This is a genomic window from Vibrio sp. 10N.247.310.23, assembly GCF_041467155.1.
In the GTDB taxonomy this organism is placed as follows: domain Bacteria; phylum Pseudomonadota; class Gammaproteobacteria; order Enterobacterales; family Vibrionaceae; genus Vibrio; species Vibrio crassostreae_C.
This window is the reverse complement of record NZ_JBFSTZ010000033.1, coordinates 21,164-41,560: the sequence shown is the minus strand read 5'-3', so window position 1 is coordinate 41,560 and position 20,397 is coordinate 21,164. Positions and strand designations below refer to the sequence as shown.

Below are 20,397 nucleotides of genomic sequence, written 5' to 3'. Positions count from 1 at the left end.
AATCTTTTTTCGATTCATCATTCCCTAGACTGACGAAGGAAGGAGTTGGGAGTCTCTTTCGTGGTGTGTTTGTGGGATTCCCTATCACGCTCGTTCCTCGCTGTAGGGAATGACGGAAATATATAGATGCGGGTAAACGAGATGCGGGATACGAAGAGCTAGAACGGACTTCTTTGGTGAGTAATGCTTACCTTACCGATTTACTCTTATATCGTATCAGTTTCAGCTCTTGTCACAAGCTTACTCATATCTCGAATTTGATTTTAGCTCTTCGTTACTCGTTTACCCGAATCCCGTATCTGCTCTTAAAAAGAAAAAGCCCGCAACCTAGGAGGTAGCGGGCTTTGCTATAAGCGATGTTTATTTTGCTATTAAGCGGTAAGAGCTAACACGCTACCAGGCAGTACAAGGAATACCGCAACAAGGTAACCAGCCACTACAGCTTTGTTCTTCACAGCCATGTCTGAAATCATGTCTGCCGCTTTAACTGGAAGTTCACGTAGGAACGGGATACCGAAGATGAATACCGTTGACATGATGTTGAACACCAAGTGTACTAGAGCAATTTGTAGTGCGAATACTGCGAACTCACCAGACACTGCTGTAGCTGCAAGTAGAGCCGTAATACATGTACCGATGTTTGCACCCAGAGTGAATGGGTAAACGTCACGTACTTTAAGAACACCTGAACCTACTAGTGGAACCATCAAGCTTGTTGTCGTAGAAGAAGACTGAACAAGGATAGTCACGATAGAGCCAGAAGCGATACCGTGGATTGGACCACGACCGATTGCGTTCTTTAGAATCTCACGAGCACGACCAACCATTAGGCTCTTCATCAGCTTACCCATTACAGTAATAGCTACGAAGATAGTTGCGATACCTAGAGCGATAAGCATGATGCCGCCAACAGTGTCGCCAAACGTTGATAGTGGTTCTTTAATCGCACTTACAACAGGCTTAGTGATTGGCTTGATGAAGTTAAGACCACCCATGCTCATATCACCTGTTGCTAGCATCGGTGATACTAACCAGTGAGAAATTTTCTCTAGAATTCCAAACGCCATCTCTAGTGGTAGGAAGATAGCAACGGCTAATAGGTTAAAGAAGTCGTGGATTGTCGCACTTGCGAATGCACGTTTGAACTCTTCTTTACAACGAACGTGACCAAGGCTAACTAGAGTATTGGTTACCGTAGTACCAATGTTAGCACCCATGATCATAGGAATTGCTAGCTCAACAGGTAAACCACCTGCCACAAGGCCAACGATAATTGAAGTAACTGTACTTGATGATTGAATAAGCGCTGTTGCTACTAAACCAATCATTAAGCCTGCAACTGGGTGTGAAGCAAATTCGAAAAGAACCTTTGCTTGCTCGCCTGTTGCCCATTTGAAGCCTGTACCAACCATTGAAACTGAAAGTAATAGTAGGTAAAGCATGAATGCCAAGTTAGCCCAGCGTAGCCAACGAGTAGTGCTCGAGATAGGCGCTGCTGCAGTAGTAGCTTGGTTCATAATGTTTTCTCCATTGGACCGTTTAAGTCTGTGTTTGGTCTGTTTGTTTAATCTGAGCGTGATGTTAGAGGGGAAATATTTCAGTAATATTACATTTTGGTTTAGGTGCGACTTTTTTGTGATGATTTACTCTTTAAATATTCCAATTGCTAATGTGGTTGTTTTAAGTTGTTGTTTTAAATTGTTTTTTAATGGAAATTCTATAGGTGATATAGATCTTAAAAGTTAGAAAAAAATTGAAAATAATCGATGAAATATTACATTATGAAATCAGACACTTCGAAAAAATAAGTGGTAAATCTATGTTTGGTTAGGTTTTTCCGAGTTTGTTGAGTGGCGGTGTCATATTTGATATAAAAGGGTATCTACTCTTTTATTACGGCACATCTATGTCGCATCTCAACTACAACCATCTGTATTACTTCTGGATGGTTTGCAAGCAAGGCTCTGTTACTAAAGCTGCAGAAGCCCTATTCCTAACACCACAAACGGTAACGGGGCAGATAAAAGCCTTAGAAGAACGCATGGATGGTAAGTTGACCAAGCGTAATGGCCGAAGTGTTGAGCCTACAGAGCTTGGGCAACTGGTCTTTAAATATGCCGATCGTATGTTTGGCCTGAGTTACGAGATGCTGGACATCGTGAATTACAGCCAACACTCCAATATTCTGTTTGATGTTGGCGTCGCGGATGCGCTCTCTAAAAGACTCGTCAGTAAGATACTGATGTCGACCATCCCTCCAGATAACAGCATTCACTTGCGCTGTTTTGAATCGACCCATGAAATGCTACTTGAGCAACTCTCTCAACATAAGCTCGATATGATTTTGTCTGACTGTCCGGTGGACTCTAGTCAAAGCCCGGGCCTGTTCAGTAAAAAGCTGGGTGAGAGTGGAATGAGCTTTTTTAGTTCAGGTCAGGTTGAAGGGGTTAATTTCCCTGCTGTATTGGAGCAAAGAAAGCTTTTGATCCCTGGCAGCCGAACCTCAATGGGTCGTAAAGTGCTGCAATGGTTTGATAGACAAGGGCTTAAGCCAGATATTTTAGGTGAGTTTGATGATGCCGCATTGATGAAGGCTTTTGCTCGTTACCATCATGACGTAATATTTTTAGCACCGACGATTTATATGTCTGAAGTGGAAGACGACACATCACTGCAACTATTAGGCGGTATTGAAGAGTTAAAAGAGGAGTACTACGTCATATTTGCTGAGAGGATGATCCAACATCCAGCAGTAAAAAACGTATGTGACGCAGATTTTAGCAAATTGTTCGAGTGAGATAGTTTGTTAATGAATTGATATCGATTATCATAACTCCGCAATATGCCGGAAATACTGATAGCCCGTAGTTGGCGTAAAGGTTGTAGGGAGCCAAACTATGAACTTAAAAGAGATGGAGAAGAACTCAGCACAAGCTGTGATTCTACTCAAAGCCATGGCTAACGAGCGTCGCTTACAGATTTTGTGCCTATTACATGGCACTGAACTGTCGGTTGGGGAGTTGTGTGGCAAGTTGGAACTGAGTCAGTCTGCTTTATCTCAACATCTTGCTTGGTTGAGAAGAGATGGTTTGGTCGAAACTCGCAAAGAAGCTCAAACTGTGTATTACACATTGAGTAGTGAAGAAGTAAAAGCGATGATTAACCTACTGCATGGTATTTACTGCAAGTAGCTTATTGCTGGTGGGAGGGGGATTTCTTATCAGCGATAGAATGACACAAGGAAGTGTTAGCATTTCACATTGAACGTTAGTGTTTACCTATCTATCTACGTACCAATTTGCTTCTCTATTTATTTTTCTGATTGTTTGTTTTATCTATCTGCTTAAATTGTTTATCGGTCAGAAAAACGGCTGTTAGCACGTAAAATAAAAGCGTTACTCAAAATTTAGATATAAAAAAACCGGCCTAGGCCGGTTTTTTTCGTTTTGCGTTGTAATCAAATTTCTATTAAAGAGCTTTGATTGCAGCAGCGAAACGAGACTTATGACGTGCAGCTTTATTCTTATGAATAAGGCCTTTAGTCGCCATACGGTCAAGAAGTGGTGTAACTTCTACAAGAGCAGCAGTTGCAGCTTCTTTATCACCAGCTGCGATAGCTGCGATAGTCTTTTTCATGTAAGTGCGCATCATAGAACGACGGCTAGCATTGTGCTGGCGACGTTTCTCAGCTTGGATAGCGCGCTTCTTAGCAGATTTACTGTTTGCCAAGGGTCTAACTCCCAAAAACTTAGTTCGGTGACAATTTAAGGGCGAGGACTATCCCTCATTAGCGCTTAATTGTCAAATGATTTGTGCAAAAACCAATCGTAGCCAAACAAACTTTGGTATGGAAAGGTCATCGCGGTTAAGATGGCGGGGATTCTAACAGCATTTTTAGACCAATGCTAATAAATATGCTTCTTAGGACAGGATAGTATTTATCCTCGCTTGAAAGTAATCAACCAGTGTCAGAGGTTTCTGTGAGTAAACGACTATTAAAGTCAGGCCTGATTGTCAGCGCAATGACTTTTGTTTCCCGTGTATTGGGGCTAGTACGTGATGTAGTAGTAGCAAATTTGATGGGGGCAGGAGCGAGTGCCGACGTATTTTTCTTCGCTAATAAAATTCCTAATTTCTTACGTCGACTTTTTGCAGAAGGTGCGTTTTCTCAAGCGTTTGTTCCTGTATTAACGGAATATCACGCCGCAGGTGATAAAGATAAGACACGAGATTTAATTGCTAAGGTGTCGGGGACGCTCGGGGTTTTAGTTTCTATTGTCACCGTCATCGGGGTATTGGGCTCTGGCGTGATCACCGCGATGTTTGGTGCGGGTTGGTTTATCGACTGGCTAAATGATGGCCCATCAGCACCCAAATTTGAGCTAGCGAGCTTTATGCTCAAGATTACCTTTCCTTATTTATGGTTTATCACCTTCGTCGCTTTATCTGGTGCCATTCTTAATACATTAGGTAAATTTGCGGTCTCTTCTTTTACTCCTGTGTTCTTGAACGTGATGATCATAGGCGCTGCATGGTTTATCTCACCTAATTTAGAACAACCAGAAATTGGTTTGGCTATTGGTGTGTTTCTTGGTGGCTTAGTCCAATTCCTTTTCCAAATGCCTTTCTTGATCAAAGCGGGTGTGTTGGTTAAGCCGAAGTGGGGATGGAGAGACCCGGGTGTGGTTAAGATCCGCACATTAATGATCCCTGCTCTGTTCGGTGTATCGGTCAGCCAAATCAACTTATTGTTTGATACCTTTATTGCCAGCTTCCTCGCAACAGGCTCTATCAGTTGGTTGTACTACTCAGACCGACTGCTTGAATTTCCTCTCGGTTTATTCGGTATCGCGATTGCGACTGTGATTCTTCCTGCTTTGTCTCGTAAACACGTAGATGCTCAAGGGGAAGGGTTCGCGCATACCATGGATTGGGGCGTGCGCATGGTGTTGCTGCTTGGTATTCCTGCGATGTTAGGTCTTATCGTTTTAGCTAAACCCATGTTGATGGTGCTATTTATGCGTGGTGAGTTCTCTCCACACGATGTACAGCAAGCATCGATGTCATTGGTAGCTTACGCATCAGGCTTGCTTAATTTCATGCTGATTAAAGTTTTAGCTCCGGGCTATTACTCTCGCCAAGATACCAAAACACCGGTTAAGTACGGCATTATCGCTATGGTGACCAATATGGTGTTTAACGCGATCTTTGCTTATTTTTATGGCTATGTGGGTTTGGCGATTGCGACGGCACTGTCTGCCTTTGTGAATATGGCCTTGTTATATCGAGGATTGCACCTTGCGGGTGTGTATCAATTAACTAAGACAACCTTGTTGTTCAGTGCCAAATTAATTATCTCAGGTGTGGTGATGGTAGCGGCTATTTTATGGCAGCTGGATAATATGCAACATTGGCTTGAATGGAGCTTTAGCCAGAGAGCGCTGACATTAACTGGCTTGATTGGACTTGGTGGCTTTGTTTATATTGTTTCGGTACTGATTTTAGGTATCCGAGTAAAACATTTAAAAGCAGCGACAGATTAATACTGATTAGTATATAATCCGTCGGTTTCACACAATAAATGATGCAAATAACAGGTTTTAGCTGATCATAATGGAACTGATCCGAGGTATACACAATATTAAAGCGCAGCATCATGGCTGTGTATTAACCATAGGTAACTTCGATGGTGTTCATTTAGGACATCAAGAGGTTTTGAGTCAGGTTTCTAAACAAGCTGCAGCATTAGGGCTACCTTCTGTTGTTATGACGTTTGAACCGCAGCCTATGGAGCTGTTTGCCCGAGATAGAGCGCCAGCACGTTTAACTCGTTTACGAGACAAATACGTGCAACTGAGTAAGCTAGATATCAGTCGCTTATTGTGTGTTAATTTTAATCAGTATTTTGCAAGTTTATCCGCGGAAGCATTCATTAAGGATCTTTTGGTTGATAAGCTTGGTGTGAAGTTCTTGGTGGTTGGTGACGATTTTTGCTTTGGTAAAGGTCGTACCGGTAATTTCGCTATGCTCAAAGAGGCGGGCGAGAAGTACGGTTTTGAGGTGGTCAGCACCCAAAGCTATTGCTTAAACCAATTACGAGTAAGCAGTACTGAGATACGAAATGCATTAGCGGTCGATGACTTGGCTGCAAGTGCTACCATGTTAGGACGTGATTACAGTATTAGTGGTCGAGTGTCCCATGGTCGAAAACTAGGGAGAACTATCGGTTTCCCTACCGCTAATATTCCATTAAAGCGTTGTGTTTCTCCTGTATCGGGAGTGTATGTTGTTGAAGCTTTGGATATCGACGGTGTTCCTGTCGGTGGCGTTGCTAATATTGGACAACGACCAACAGTTAATGGGGTAAGGCAGCAATTGGAAGTGCATTTTTTTGACTTTAAAGCCAATTTATATGGTAAACAGTTAGAAGTACGACTTTTGCACAAACTGCGCGACGAGATAAAATTTGAATCGTTCGACGCACTAAAGAATCAAATAGAATTGGATGCTGAAGCCGCAAGGGTGTGGCTGCTTCAGCTAAAGAATTAATCGGATGATTCCACCGATTAACATAATGTCTAACTTCGCCCAATATAACGGAATTAAGAATCGATGAGTGATTATAAAGATACCCTGAACTTACCAGAAACAGGGTTCCCAATGCGCGGCAATCTGGCAAATCGTGAGCCAGAAATGCTGAAGCGTTGGTACAAAGAAGATCTTTACGGCGAAATCCGTAAGGCAAAGAAAGGTAAAAAATCTTTCGTACTGCATGATGGCCCTCCATACGCGAACGGCGATATTCACATTGGCCACGCGCTGAATAAGATTCTTAAAGACATTATTATCAAATCTAAGACCCTTTCTGGTTTTGATGCACCGTACATCCCTGGTTGGGACTGTCACGGTCTTCCAATCGAGCTAATGGTTGAGAAGAAGAAAGGTAAGCCTGGTCAGAAGATTTCGGCGGCTGAATTCCGCGAAGAGTGTCGAAAGTACGCTGCGGGTCAAGTTGAAGGTCAGAAAGAGAGCTTCAAACGTCTTGGCATCATGGGCGAGTGGGACAAACCTTATCGCACTATGGATTTTGGCACAGAAGCGAACATCATTCGTTCTCTTGGCAAAATCGCAGACAAAGGTCACCTTCTTAAAGGTTTCAAACCCGTTCACTGGTGTACTGATTGTGGTTCTGCTCTGGCTGAAGCTGAAGTTGAATACAAAGATAAAGTTTCTCCATCTATCGATGTGAAATTTACAGCAGCTGACGAAGCGGCGCTTCTAGAGAAATTTACTCTAGCTGAAGGTCATGCGGGTCAAGGCGAAATTTCTATCGTTATCTGGACAACAACACCATGGACTCTGCCCGCTAACCGCGCAGTATGTCTACGTGATGATCTTGAATACGTGCTTATCCAAGTTGAAGCGAATGGCGACCAGCCTGCTCAACGTATCGTTGTTGCTTCTGAACTAGCAAAAGACGTAATGGATCGTGCAGGTATCGAGCACTTCCACAACCTTGGTTTTGCTACAGGTGCTGATCTTGAGCTTTCTCAGTTCAACCACCCGTTCTACGACTTTACTGTTCCTGCAGTTCTTGGCGATCACGTAACAACAGATTCAGGTACTGGTGTGGTTCACACTGCGCCTGGTCACGGTCAAGAAGATTTCGTGGTTGGTAAAAAGTACAACCTAGAAATCGCTAACCCAGTTGGTTCTAACGGCGTTTACCTGCCAGATACAGAGCTATTTGCTGGTCAGCACGTATTCAAAGCGAACGACTCTGTTTTAGAAGTTCTAAAAGAGAAAGGTGCACTTCTGCATCACCACGCTTACGAGCACAGCTACCCACACTGTTGGAGACACAAAACTCCAATCATCTTCCGCGCAACACCACAATGGTTCATCTCTATGGATCAAGCTGGCCTACGTGCTAAAGCACTAGAGTCAATCAAGAGTGTTGAGTGGTTGCCTGAATGGGGTCAAAGCCGTATCGAAGGCATGGTTGAAGGTCGTCCTGAGTGGTGTATCTCTCGTCAACGTACTTGGGGTGTGCCAATTGCTTTGTTTGTTCATAAAGAAACAGCAGAACTTCACCCAGAAAGCCCAGCGCTTATTGAAAAAGTTGCGAAGCTAGTTGAAGAGAAAGGCATTCAAGCTTGGTGGGATGTAGACGCTGCTGAACTTATGGGCGCAGAAGACGCTGATAAGTACGAAAAAGTAATGGATACGCTAGACGTATGGTTCGACTCAGGTGTTACGCACTTCTCTGTTGTTGATTCTCGTGAAGAGTACAACTTCCCGAACGAAGAGCGCACTCACAGTGCTGATCTTTACCTTGAAGGTTCAGACCAACACCGTGGTTGGTTCCAGTCTTCTCTAATTTCATCTATCGCGATGAAAGACGAAGCACCGTACAAGCAAGTACTAACGCACGGTTTCGTAGTGGATGGTAACGGCCGTAAGATGTCTAAATCTATCGGTAACGTTGTTGCTCCTAAAGACGTAACCAACAAGCTAGGTGCAGATATCCTGCGTCTATGGGTTGCTTCTACAGACTACACGGGTGAAGTTGCGGTTTCTGATGAAATCCTGAAGCGTTCAGCGGATGCTTACCGTCGTATTCGTAACACGGCTCGTTTCTTCCTAGCGAACTTGAACGGTTTCAACCCTGAAACTGACCTAGTTCCTGCTGAAGAGATGGTTGCACTTGATCGCTGGGCTGTTGGCCGTGCTCAAGCTGCACAAGAAGAGATTGTTAAAGCATACGGCGAGTACAACACTCACGGTGTGACTCAACGTCTAATGCAGTTCTGTTCTATCGAAATGGGTTCTTTCTACCTAGACGTAATCAAAGACCGTCAGTACACAGCGAAGCAGGGCAGCCATGCTCAACGTAGCTGTCAAACGGCGCTTTACTACATCGTAGAAGCTCTAGTTCGTTGGATGGCACCTATCATGTCGTTCACTGCAGATGAAATTTGGAACGAAATGCCAAGCTCTTTACCAACTGGAGAGCAGCGCGACACGTTCGTATTCACAGGTGAGTGGTTCGAAGGTCTATTTGGTCTTGCAGAAGGCGAAGAGCTAAGCAACGAATTCTGGACTGAAATCCAGTCTGTTCGTGGCGCAGTGAACAAGCTTCTTGAAGATGCTCGTAAAGAGAAAACGATCGGTGGTGCACTGCAAGCTGAAGTTACTCTATACGCTGACGATGCACTAGCGGCTAAAATCAACAAGCTAGAAGATGAGCTACGTTTCGTACTTATCACCTCTGCAGCTGTTGTTAAGCCACTGAGCGAGAAGTCTGATGCAGCGCAAGCGACAGACGTTGCTGGTCTATTCGTTGAAGTTGCGGCTACTGAAGCTGAGAAGTGTGACCGTTGCTGGCACCACACTCCAGATGTAGGCACTATCGAAGGTCACGAGAAAGTTTGTGGTCGTTGTGTGTCGAACATCGACGGTGAAGGCGAAGTGCGTAAGTTCGCATAACGACTCAGAGAAAGACTGAACTTTTTGTAAAAATCATAGCCCCAGTATCAACTGGGGTTATTTTTAGTTATAGGAAATGTGTTTAACCAAGTTGGTAATCAAGGTCACGTAAGGTGACTAACAATGAATACCAACTTCGTAAATACTAGGAATAGAAATGAGTGAAGTTTCGTTAAAACAATCTGGTGTACGTTGGTTATGGCTGGCTCTATTGGTCTTCTTGGCTGATATCGGCATTAAACTCTTTGTCATGGACAATATGGGTTATGGTTGGGCAAACCGTATTGAGGTGCTGCCATTCTTTAACTTTTTGTACGTGCATAACTACGGTGCAGCGTTTAGCTTCTTGAGTGATCAAAGTGGTTGGCAGCGTTGGTTATTTACGGGTATCGCATTTGCGGTAACAGGTATGCTGACGTACTGGATGAGCAAACTACCAGCAACAGAGAAGTGGAATAACATTGCTTATGCGATCATCATTGGTGGTGCAGTAGGTAATGTGTTTGACCGAGTCGTACATGGCTTTGTTGTCGATTACTTAGACTTCTACTGGGGCACTTACCACTGGCCTGCATTTAACTTAGCGGATATGGGAATCTGTATCGGTGCTGCGATGATCATCTTAGATGGTTTCCGTAAGAAAGACGAAAGCAAATAGCTTGCTTCAAAGTCAGTCTATGACTCACAGAATAGAATAGCCCTAAGCGCTGTCGGTTGATTCCGACGGCGCTTTTTTTTATGCTTCAGTCAACAAGGAAGCAAAGCACAGCGCATCCTCAAATAATAAAGAAGTCTAAGGAAAGTAACGTGGCAGCAATTAAAAATGATTCAGCAGTAACTCTACATTTTACGATTAAAATGAAGGATGGTTCAGTTGCCGATAGTACGGAGAACATGGGCAAACCAGCGAAGTTCGTCATGGGTGATGGCAGCCTAAGTGAGAACTTTGAAGCGTGCTTACTTGGACTTGAAGCCGGCACTGAAAAGTCTATCGAACTGAAGGCGGAAGACGCGTTTGGTATGCCAAACCCAGATCATATTCACTATATGGATCGTGCTAAGTTTGTTGGCGACTCTGAAGTTGAAGTGGGCACTATCATGGCATTTTCAGGTCCTGACGGTATTGAAATTCCAGGTATTATTACTGAGATCGCAGGTGATTCAGTGACGGTTGATTTTAATCACCCACTCGCTGGTCAAGACGTTAGCTTTGACGTCAATATCTTAACGGTAGAATAACTCTCTTAACGTTAGAATAGCTGTCTTCACGCTAGAATAAGATAGCCTTACAGCTGTGATCTCACCCAGAGCTTCACTGTCTAGACGCTTCACTGTAGAATGCGAACCTCGCTGACGGCGAACTCTATAGAAGCAACCTTAGTACCGCGGTAAATGATGAGCAATGAAATGAAAATAATGTTAGCTAACCCTCGTGGCTTTTGTGCCGGTGTCGATCGTGCGATCAGCATCGTAGAGCGTGCACTCGAAATGTATCAGCCACCGATCTATGTTCGCCATGAAGTGGTACACAACCGCTTTGTTGTTGAGGGGCTCAAGCAGCGTGGTGCTATTTTTGTCGAAGAACTGAGTGAGGTGCCAGACGACAACATCGTGATCTTTTCGGCTCACGGTGTTTCTCAAGCGGTTCGTAAAGAAGCGAAAGAGCGTGAGTTAACGGTATTTGATGCGACGTGTCCTTTGGTGACTAAAGTTCATATGGAGGTTGCTCGTGCGAGCCGCAAACATATGGAAGTGGTACTGATTGGCCACGTAGGTCACCCTGAAGTGGAAGGCACTATGGGTCAGTACGCGAGCCAAACTGGTGGTATGTACTTGGTTGAAAGACCAGAGGACGTACAGAACCTCGTGGTGAATGATCCAAGTAACCTGCACTATGTTAGCCAAACTACGCTATCAGTAGATGAAACTGCAGATGTGATTGAAGAGCTACGTCGAGTGTTCCCTGAGATTCAAGGCCCACGTAAAGACGACATCTGTTACGCGACTCAAAACCGTCAAGACGCTGTGCGTGAGATGGCGAATGACGTTGATGTGGTGATAGTGGTTGGTTCTAAGAACTCATCGAATTCAACTCGTCTAAAAGAGCTAGCTGAGAAACTAGGCACACCAGGCTACCTAACTGACTGTCCTGAAGACATTCAAACCGAGTGGGTTGAAGGGAAAAAGAAAATCGGTGTAACAGCCGGTGCTTCTGCTCCTGAAGAGCTGGTAAACCAAATTCTAGATCGTATTCGTGAGCTAGGTGCGACTGACGTTGAAGAGATTCAAGGTCGTGAAGAGAACATGTTCTTTGAAGTACCAAAAGAGCTACAGATTAAGCAAGTCGACTAATCTCTATTGATTGGTGACAAGATCGATGCGTAACACTATCGATTTGCAAACACTATTGATTTGTAAACAGCAGGAAGCCAACGTTGATACGTTGGCTTTTTTGATCGTGCTTTGGAACAAGGCGTCTAATTCTAACGCGTTACTGGAGACCGAGTTGCTCTTTTAAAGTCTTTAAATAACGACGACTCACCGGGACTTCAAAGCCAGTCAGGGTAATGATCTCTGCTAATCCATTTTCTAGCAGTTTGATCTCTTGGATCGATTTTATGTTGATCAAATACTGTCGATGACAGCGGATCAAATCGGTCTTTTCTTCCAAGATCTTTAGTGTTAACTGTGAGGTTGCGGTTTGCGATGAGCTACGAACATGCACACCACTGATATCGGAATAGGCGCACTCTACCGTTTGGCTTGCCATGATCACAATGCGGTTATGACCAATACATGGGATTTGCTCTAAGTGACAGGGAGCAATCGCTGAGATGTTCTGTTCTGGTGCTTTCTGATTTTGTTTGATGACCTTATTCAGGCGACAAACGCTCTTGTTTAATCGACAAGGCTCGACTGGCTTAAGTAGGTAATCAAAAGCGTTATCTTCAAAGGCTTGAATCGCATATTGGTCGTAGGCGGTGACGAATACCACGTAGGGCATGGTATCTGGGTCAAGCATGCTTAACAGCTCAATCCCAGTAACCTGCGGCATTTGGATATCCAAATACACGACATCAGGCTTGAGTAGGTTGATCTGTTTCAGTCCTTCGATCGCGTTACTCGCTTGGCCTATGATTTCCACTTCTCCGGTTTCGGTCAGCAGCTCAATCAGCTCTTCGCGAGCAAAAAGCTCATCATCGATAACTAGTGCCTTTAACATCCTACAATCTTCATCTTGGTTCTATCCCTGCTTGGTTCACGCTTATCTTTTAAATGTCTGCTTCTAAATGTTTCAACTCGGAGCGATCCGTCTCCGAAAATACCATTATTTGAGTATAGGTATGATAAAGCTCATTCGAGTAAATTGCTGTGGTTGAGATTCTATTTTTAGTGCTGAATCTTGTCCAAAGAAATTAGTGAGTCGTTTATCAACAATTTCCATCCCTAATCCTACATGATCTTGAGATGGCTTCTGATAATTACCTGCATTGTCTTCAACGGTTAACTTGAACCCACCCTCGAAAGCCTCGCTAGAGATCTTTACTTTACCGCCTTCCAACATATTAGATATCCCATGTTTGATGGCGTTTTCTACCAGCGGTTGCAGGGTAAAGCTCGGCAATTGAGATTCATATAACTGCGGGTCGATATCCCATTCCACTTCTAGTCGATCGGTAAAGCGTGCTTTCTCTATGGTCAGGTAAGCGTTGACGTGTGCCAGTTCGTCTTTGAGCTTCACGGTGTTAATGTTCTGCTTTAGGTTGCTTCTAAAGAAGTGAGACAGGTGTTGAATCAACTCTCGAGCTTTATCTGGGTCACGACGTGTTACTGCGCTGATAGTATTAAGCGCATTGAACAAGAAGTGCGGGTTCACTTGAGCGTGCAGCAGTTTGATTTCTGCTTGTGTCAGTAGCGTTTGCTGCTGCTGGTAGTTGCTAAATAGGATCTGGCTCGATAATAGTTGAGCGATACCTTCACCCATCGACATATTGATAGTTGAGAATAGTTTCAGCTTTGGCTCATAGAGCTTGATGGTGCCGACCACTTCGTTACCCGCGCGCAATGGAATAATCAACGCAGAACCCAATTTACAATCCTGCGACAAGGAGCATTGGTATGGGTTCTCTTTGCCATCAAGGTAGATGATGTCGTTCTGTTCCATCGAAGTGAGCGTGCTTTGCGATGAAATCGGGGTGTTCGGAATATGGTGTTCATCACCAATACCAACGAACGCGAGGATTTTCTCTCGGTCGGTAATCGCTACCGCCCCTACGTTGGTCTCTTCATAAACGATACGTACGATTTTTTGTGCGTTATCGGAATTGAACCCACCATGCAAAATACCCACCGAACGTTCGGCAATGGTCAGTGCGCGGCGTGAGAAGGTAGCCGAGTACTTTTCGAAGATGGTTTTTCTGTCTTGGATGATGCTCATGAACAGTGCTGCACCGACCGAGTTAGCGATGATCATTGGCGCCGCAATATCGGAGACCAGAGCATAGGATTGTTCGAAGGGTTTTGCGACCGCCAGCAGAATCAGCATCTGAATGATCTCTGCAAACAGGGTTACCGAGAAAACCACTAACGGATTAAACAGTTGGCTGGCTTTGTTCTTTCTCACGAGATAAACGTGTAACAGGCCGCCAATCAAGCCTTCTGCTGTGGTTGAAATCGCACAAGCCAAGTCTGTGAAGCCGCCTAATGAGTAACGGTGAATTCCACCAGTAAAGCCGACGGCAAAGCCAACGACAGGGCCGCCAAACAGACCTCCCATTACCGCACCCATCGCACGCGTGTTGGCGATGGCATCATTGATCTGCAGTCCGAAATAGGTACCCATAATGCAGAACAGGGAAAACAGAACGTAGCAGCTGATCTTATGGCTTAAGCGAGATGAGATGCTCAACAAAGGGAGAATCAGTGGGGTTTTACTCAGCATGTAAGCAATCACTAAGTAGACGCAGGTTTGTTGCAGCAGAGAGAGAATGAGTTCCATATTTTCACCTATTGAGACGCTTGTTAAGTGTAAAGCTCATTGCTTGGTAACGGTAGCTTTGCTTGTGTTTTCGTAGGTTATATTCGCTTCCCAGAGTCGAAAGCACTAACGCCTGAAAACACTAAAGCCCATCACAGAGGACGGGCTTTAGTCTTAATTTCCACGAATCACTGGGTGATACGGGAGCAAGCGAAGTGTGTTTGGCTTGTTCTTTTGTCTCTCTATGAAGACGTGTCTCTTGTTCTCAAGAGTCTGAAAGAACTAGGCGGTTTTGGTGACGCCTTTTGCTTCTTTTTCTTCTTCATCAGCAAGGTCGATATCGCCTTTGCCTTTTGAAATTTTGATAACGTAAGCCGCAATTCCGAATGCACTCACCACGCCGATGATGGTTGAAAGCTGCATTGGTAGACCGAAGCCCAGTTGGCTGTTGTTCAGGATGAATGTGATACACACAGATGTCATGAACACAGCTGGAACCGTTGTTACCCAGTGCAGTTTATTGTGACGAAGTAGGTAAGCCGAAGCTGTCCATAGCATCATGACTGCTGTTGATTGGTTAGCAAAACCGAAGTAGCGCCAGATGATACCGAAATCAACTTGAGTCAGGATGCCACCGATAACGAACAGTGGTAACGCCATTAGTAGACGGTTACGCAGTGTTTTCTGTTCCATGTTGAAGTATTCAGCAAGGATAAGACGGCTTGAACGGAACGCTGTGTCACCAGAAGTGATTGGTAGGATAACCACGCCAAGGAAAGCAAGGATACCGCCAAATACACCCAGTAGACCAAATGAAGCGCTGTATACTACGTTACCTGGGCCGCCGTTTGCAATTGCGTCAGACAGAGACTCAACCGAACCGAAGAAAGACAGAGCAAGTGCACACCAGATTAGAGCGATGATGCCTTCACCAATCATTGCGCCGTAGAATACGAAGCGACCGTTCTTCTCGTTTTCCATACAACGCGCCATCAGAGGAGACTGAGTGGCGTGGAAGCCAGAGATAGCACCACATGCGATAGTGATGAAGAGAGCAGGCCAAAGTGGTAGGTCATTCGGGTTCATGTTGGTGAACATGTCGCTGATCTCAAAGCCCCCCATGATTTGGTGTTTGTCAGATAGACCAATCGCAGTGATTAGGCCAACAGACATAAAGATAAGCAGTGCACCGAACAGTGGGTAGAAGCGACCAATGATTTTATCGACAGGGACAATCGTTGCGATGATGTAGTAAGCAAAGATGATAACAACCATCGTAGTTGCAGACATCGCGAAATCAGTTTGGTCGTTCACTAGGTTAGTGATCATACCTGCTGGAGCAGATACGAATACCACACCAACAAGAAGCAGTAGAACAATGGCAAAGATGTTCATAAAGTGTTTTGCGCCATTGCCTAGGTAACGTCCAGTGATGGTTGGAACCGAAGCTCCGCCATTACGGATAGATAACATACCTGAGAAGTAGTCGTGTACTGCACCTGCGAAGATACAACCTAGAACGATCCAAAGCATTGCTGCTGGACCATAAAGGGCACCCATGATAGGGCCGAAGATTGGACCTACACCTGCGATGTTAAGCAGCTGAACTAGGTAAACCTTTGGTGTCGACATTGGAACGTAGTCCACGCCATCTTGCTTAGTGTGAGCAGGTGTTTGGCGTTTTTCATTGATACCGAAAATCTTCTCGATAAAGGTTCCGTAAATAAAGTAGCCACCAATGAGTGCTGCGACACAGGTAAGAAACCACATCATAATTTGTTATCCCTGAATGTATTAATTAAGTCAGGGTGTATATTAAAGGAGTCGATGAGAAGAAACTTCCGCTACGAGAGTGAGTGGTCGAATAGCCAATTTAGCGGTGTTATAACTGATTTAGTGGTTTGTTCACTGTGCTGAGTGGCCGATATTTCTATCGAGAGGCCTATTAGCTCTATAGAGAGGTTGTTTGAGTTGGCTTAACGGCGACTATTGATTCTGAGTGGTCGGAATGAACCTAAAGTGGCGAACATTAGACAATAAGTGGACATCTATAGGCGTTCAGCGGAGAATCACCACAAAGGCAGCGCTTCGTCAGAAAGTGGTGAAGTAACAATATAAAGGATTGAAATGAAAAAAATAATCGTACTATTCGCCGTGGCATTTAGCCTTGCAGGATGCAGCGCCAATGTTCAAGATTTAGCAGCTGAAGGCAATTGGCAAGAGATTGGCTATCGTGATGGTATCAAAGGCCACACTCAGCGTTCGTATTCAGAGATGACTGAGCTTGGCGCAGTCGATCAAGCGAGTTACACAGAAGGTTATCACCTAGGTGTGACTGAATATTGTAATCCGAACCATGCTTATCAGATTGGTTTATCTGGTCAGGTGTATGAAGGCGTGTGTTCTGGTACGGAAGACGCTCAACGTTTCCGTATGGAATGGCAACGCGGCTGGGACGAGTTCTCAAACGACTACTAAGCCCAAGCTAGCGATGATAAATTAAAACTAAAAAAGACCAGTACCGCGTGTGTACTGGTCTTTTTGTCGGTAGCCGGAGTAACACTCAACAGCAGAGTCTAGGTTACTGGTTATTCTCTACAGCTTTTCTTAAAAAGCCGTTTTGCTTATCAAGCTGAGCCTTGGCTAACTCTAAATCTAGCCCTGTTAGAATCATCAAAATAGATAACTTCACATCGTAATCAGTCGCTTTAAGTGTCGACACCGCCAGTGCTTTATCGCACTCCGTTGCTTGGATAACGATACGAGCGGCGCGGGCAACCAACTTTTCATTGGTCGCTTTTACGTCGACCATAAGGTTTTGGTAGCTCTTACCAATGCGAATCATGCTGGCAGTGGTCAGCATATTAAGCACCAGCTTTTGTGCTGTACCTGATTTGAGTCGTGTTGAACCAGTCAATGCTTCTGGGCCAACCACCGGGCTAATTGCGATTTGAGCGATTTCAGCAATTGGAGAGTCAGGGTTACAAGATAATGCAACCGTTACTGCGCCAAGCTGATTGGCATAGTTGAGTGCACCAATCACGTAAGGTGTGCGACCGCTCGCAGCAATACCTACCACGACATCATTTTCTGTAAATTGAATGGCTTTCAGGTCTTCAATACCGAGAGTCAGCGAATCTTCCGCTCCCTCTTTGGCTTTTAAAATCGCTTCTGGTCCGCCAGCGATTAAGCCGATAACCATTTTGTCTGAAACACCGAAAGTCGGAGGGCATTCTGATGCATCTAAAACACCCAATCGACCACTGGTGCCTGCGCCCATATAAATCAGTCGACCACCGTTTTGAAAGGCATGAGCAATTTTATCGACCGCTTTCGCGATCTGTGGCAGTTCCGCTTCAATCGTCAGTGGGACTTGTTTGTCTTGTTGGTTAATCTTTTCAACCACTTCGAGAGAGGTGAGCAGATCAATATCCATAGTGTCAGGGTTTCTCCCCTCCGAAACGAGGTGCGAGAGCGCTGATATGAGAGCGTCGTTACTCATAATGATCCTTAAATGGTGATTCTAAAATGATGGTTCTAAAGTTGTTTAGTCAGCTCGATAGAGAACGCCTAGAGAGGCCGCTCTGCTTGCGCCAGTCACTTCTGGTAAATTGCTTGGCAGTTTATGAACATGACGCTGAGCAAGCCACGCAAAGGCCATTGCTTCCATGTAATCGGCATCCACGCCTTTACTGGTGGTTGAGTCAACCTCCCAACTTGGAAGCAGTTCAGACAGCCTCTTCATCAACAATGGGTTTCTTGTACCACCGCCACACACATACAGTGCAGGCTGGTTACCCAAGCGATAAGTCTCCACTTCATTGGCTATCGTCAATGCGGTGTATTCACAAAGCGTGCGCTGAACATCTTCTACTGCAAGATCTTTAAATTCTGTTAATTGTTGCTCTAGCCAAGGTAGGTTGAATAGTTCTCTACCAGTACTTTTCGGTGGCATTTGAGATAGATAAGACTCATTTAACAACTGTTCGAGTAAAGCTTGATTGAGTTGACCTTTAAGCGCAAATTGCGCATCACGGTCAAACTTCTCACCCGTGTGTTTATCAACCCAAGCGTCCATCAACATATTGCCCGGACCTGTATCATAACCAAGCGTTGGCTGATTAGGGCGCAGCACTGAAATATTCGAGATACCACCAATATTCAACACCACAACCGAGCTGTCTTGCGGGTGGAAAATCGTATGGTGGAAGGCGGGGACTAATGGCGCACCTTGTCCGCCTAATGCCATGTCTTTACGTCGAAAATCGGCAACCGTTTGAATCTGTGTTTTAGCGGCAATGATGTTGGCATCACCCAACTGCATGGTAAATGGCGAATCGCCTGTTGGCTGGTGGAACACTGTTTGACCATGATTACCTATCGCAGTTACAGAAGGTGCTGGTGTGCCTGACTTTTCGAGAAGTTGCAGAACCGCATCAGCAAACAGATGGCCAAGCTGGTGGTCGAGTTCGCCAATGGCAATCAAATCGGTTTTCTGACCAATACAGACTTCAAGTAGACGCGCTTTGAGGTCGTCAGGCATTGGGAACTCATCATGAGCAAGCAATGTGATGCGCGTATCTTCAATCGACACTAAGGCAGTATCAACACCGTCCATACTCGTCCCTGACATCACACCGATATACAGTTCTTTATGATCTATTTCTAAGCTCTTGCACTGCATTCTTAAAGTCTTCCACAGATTGGTTTAAAAACATTGTAAAGCAAATTTAAAGAGAATAATCTCGGGAAGTTTATGAAATTAGGTTTAATAAGGGATAAATATGGGACCGTTGTGGGTTGATGTTGCAGGCTACGAGCTGACAGCTGAAGACAGAGAAATTTTAGAGCACCCAACTGTTGGTGGTCTCATCTTATTTGCTCGAAACTACCACGATAGCAAACAGTTATCGGCGTTAAACAAAGAAATTCGTAAGGTAGCGAAACGTCCTATTTTGATTGGTGTTGACCAAGAAGGTGGTCGAGTTCAGCGCTTCCGCGATGGCTTTTCAATTATCCCAGCTGCTCAAGAATTCGCGACTAAGAATAACGGTGAACATTTAGCAGAACAGGCTGGCTGGCTGATGGCGGCAGAATTGATTGCCCACGATATCGATCTGAGCTTTGCGCCAGTATTAGACAAAGGCCATGACTGTAAAGCGATTGGTAGCCGAGCGTTTGGCGAAGATATTGATACTATTGTTCGTCATAGCAGCGCTTTCATCAAAGGCATGAAGTCGGTTGGCATGGCGACGACAGGCAAGCACTTCCCTGGACACGGTGGCGTGATTGCTGACTCACACTTAGAGACGCCATATGACCCTAGAGACGACATCTTTGAAACAGACATGGCAATCTTCAAGGCGCAAATTGAAGCTGGAATATTGGATGCCATGATGCCAGCTCACGTGGTTTTCTCTCACTATGATGATCAACCTGCGAGTGGTTCACAGTATTGGCTACAGAAAGTATTGAAGCAGCAGCTTGGGTTTAAAGGCTTGGTATTCTCTGACGATTTAACGATGGAAGGCGCTGCCATTATGGGCGGACCAGCCGACAGAGCGAAAGCGGCCTTGAATGCAGGTTGTGACATGGTGTTGATGTGTAATAAACGAGATGCACAAATTGAAGCTCTGGATCACTTAGCGATTCAAGAGGTGCCTTTAGCCAACTCATTGCTTAAAAAACACAGCTTTGATTTGTCGACACTTCACTCGGATGCTAGGTGGAAAAAGACCTCAGAGACGATTAAGCGAATGCTAGGCAGTGAGTGATAAATAAACACATTATAATTTTAGATAAGGCGATATGATAAATATCGCCTTTTTTGTATGTGTGATCCGTGGTTTAAACCTATTTATCTCTTAGAGTGAGTTAAATTTAATATGTAAAATAAAATTTACACCCAATGTTTTTTATTGTTTACACTT

General features: G+C 44.6%; 17 protein-coding genes. 10 read left to right on the top strand and 7 right to left on the bottom strand.

What is annotated here, in order from left to right:
• Positions 1–371 precede the first annotated feature (371 nt).
• Positions 372–1,517 (bottom strand): Na/Pi symporter, encoded by a 1,146-nt coding sequence (locus tag AB6D93_RS20770; protein WP_017059340.1) that lies wholly within the window; start codon positions 1,515–1,517, stop codon positions 372–374.
• Between the two features lie 389 nt (positions 1,518–1,906).
• Between AB6D93_RS20770 and nhaR the strand changes: the two genes are divergently transcribed.
• A complete protein-coding gene (gene nhaR, locus AB6D93_RS20765; protein ID WP_017059341.1) occupies positions 1,907–2,797 on the top strand; it encodes a transcriptional activator NhaR in 891 nt (296 codons plus the stop codon).
• Positions 2,798–2,897: 100 nt separating this feature from the next.
• Positions 2,898–3,191, top strand: coding sequence for a metalloregulator ArsR/SmtB family transcription factor (locus tag AB6D93_RS20760; protein WP_004735028.1), 294 nt, complete (start codon positions 2,898–2,900; stop codon positions 3,189–3,191).
• Positions 3,192–3,468: 277 nt separating this feature from the next.
• Here the strand turns inward: AB6D93_RS20760 and rpsT are convergent, their stop codons facing one another.
• Entirely contained in the window at positions 3,469–3,729 is a 261-nt protein-coding gene (rpsT, locus tag AB6D93_RS20755) for a 30S ribosomal protein S20 (protein WP_004739529.1), read from the bottom strand.
• 251 nt (positions 3,730–3,980) lie between these two features.
• Between rpsT and murJ the strand changes: the two genes are divergently transcribed.
• From murJ to ispH, 6 genes are all read left to right on the top strand, one after another.
• Entirely contained in the window at positions 3,981–5,543 is a 1,563-nt protein-coding gene (murJ, locus tag AB6D93_RS20750; protein ID WP_032545655.1) for a murein biosynthesis integral membrane protein MurJ, read from the top strand.
• Between the two features lie 70 nt (positions 5,544–5,613).
• Complete coding sequence (ribF, locus tag AB6D93_RS20745; protein WP_017062867.1) at positions 5,614–6,549, top strand: bifunctional riboflavin kinase/FAD synthetase; 936 nt, start codon at positions 5,614–5,616, stop codon at positions 6,547–6,549.
• 63 nt (positions 6,550–6,612) lie between these two features.
• On the top strand, positions 6,613–9,489 hold the full coding sequence (gene ileS, locus AB6D93_RS20740) for an isoleucine--tRNA ligase (RefSeq protein WP_017059344.1): 2,877 nt from the start codon (positions 6,613–6,615) through the stop codon (positions 9,487–9,489).
• Between the two features lie 157 nt (positions 9,490–9,646).
• Positions 9,647–10,147 carry a signal peptidase II gene (gene lspA, locus AB6D93_RS20735; RefSeq protein ID WP_004739521.1) on the top strand — a complete coding sequence of 167 codons (501 nt, stop codon included), beginning with the start codon at positions 9,647–9,649 and terminating at the stop codon, positions 10,145–10,147.
• Between the two features lie 149 nt (positions 10,148–10,296).
• Positions 10,297–10,728 (top strand): FKBP-type peptidyl-prolyl cis-trans isomerase, encoded by a 432-nt coding sequence (fkpB, locus tag AB6D93_RS20730; protein ID WP_102332782.1) that lies wholly within the window; start codon positions 10,297–10,299, stop codon positions 10,726–10,728.
• A gap of 156 nt (positions 10,729–10,884) precedes the next feature.
• Positions 10,885–11,841, top strand: a complete 957-nt coding sequence (gene ispH / locus AB6D93_RS20725) for a 4-hydroxy-3-methylbut-2-enyl diphosphate reductase (RefSeq protein ID WP_102332792.1) — start codon at positions 10,885–10,887, stop codon at positions 11,839–11,841.
• A gap of 139 nt (positions 11,842–11,980) precedes the next feature.
• Here the strand turns inward: ispH and btsR are convergent, their stop codons facing one another.
• The 3 genes from btsR to AB6D93_RS20710 all read right to left on the bottom strand — a co-directional run bounded on the left by btsR (position 11,981) and on the right by AB6D93_RS20710 (position 16,240).
• A complete protein-coding gene (gene btsR, locus AB6D93_RS20720; protein WP_017070063.1) occupies positions 11,981–12,712 on the bottom strand; it encodes a two-component system response regulator BtsR in 732 nt (243 codons plus the stop codon).
• Between the two features lie 105 nt (positions 12,713–12,817).
• Positions 12,818–14,488 (bottom strand): sensor histidine kinase, encoded by a 1,671-nt coding sequence (locus AB6D93_RS20715; protein WP_017080271.1) that lies wholly within the window; start codon positions 14,486–14,488, stop codon positions 12,818–12,820.
• Between the two features lie 261 nt (positions 14,489–14,749).
• Positions 14,750–16,240: a carbon starvation protein A gene (locus tag AB6D93_RS20710; protein ID WP_102332783.1), complete on the bottom strand. Its 1,491-nt coding sequence runs from the start codon at positions 16,238–16,240 to the stop codon at positions 14,750–14,752.
• 354 nt (positions 16,241–16,594) lie between these two features.
• Between AB6D93_RS20710 and AB6D93_RS20705 the strand changes: the two genes are divergently transcribed.
• Complete coding sequence (locus tag AB6D93_RS20705) at positions 16,595–16,945, top strand: DUF2799 domain-containing protein (RefSeq protein ID WP_017059350.1); 351 nt, start codon at positions 16,595–16,597, stop codon at positions 16,943–16,945.
• Positions 16,946–17,048: 103 nt separating this feature from the next.
• Here the strand turns inward: AB6D93_RS20705 and murQ are convergent, their stop codons facing one another.
• Complete coding sequence (gene murQ, locus AB6D93_RS20700) at positions 17,049–17,969, bottom strand: N-acetylmuramic acid 6-phosphate etherase (protein WP_102332784.1); 921 nt, start codon at positions 17,967–17,969, stop codon at positions 17,049–17,051.
• A gap of 45 nt (positions 17,970–18,014) precedes the next feature.
• A complete protein-coding gene (locus AB6D93_RS20695) occupies positions 18,015–19,130 on the bottom strand; it encodes an anhydro-N-acetylmuramic acid kinase (RefSeq protein ID WP_102332793.1) in 1,116 nt (371 codons plus the stop codon).
• Between the two features lie 121 nt (positions 19,131–19,251).
• Between AB6D93_RS20695 and nagZ the strand changes: the two genes are divergently transcribed.
• Complete coding sequence (gene nagZ / locus AB6D93_RS20690; protein ID WP_102332785.1) at positions 19,252–20,241, top strand: beta-N-acetylhexosaminidase; 990 nt, start codon at positions 19,252–19,254, stop codon at positions 20,239–20,241.
• Positions 20,242–20,397: the final 156 nt, after the last annotated feature.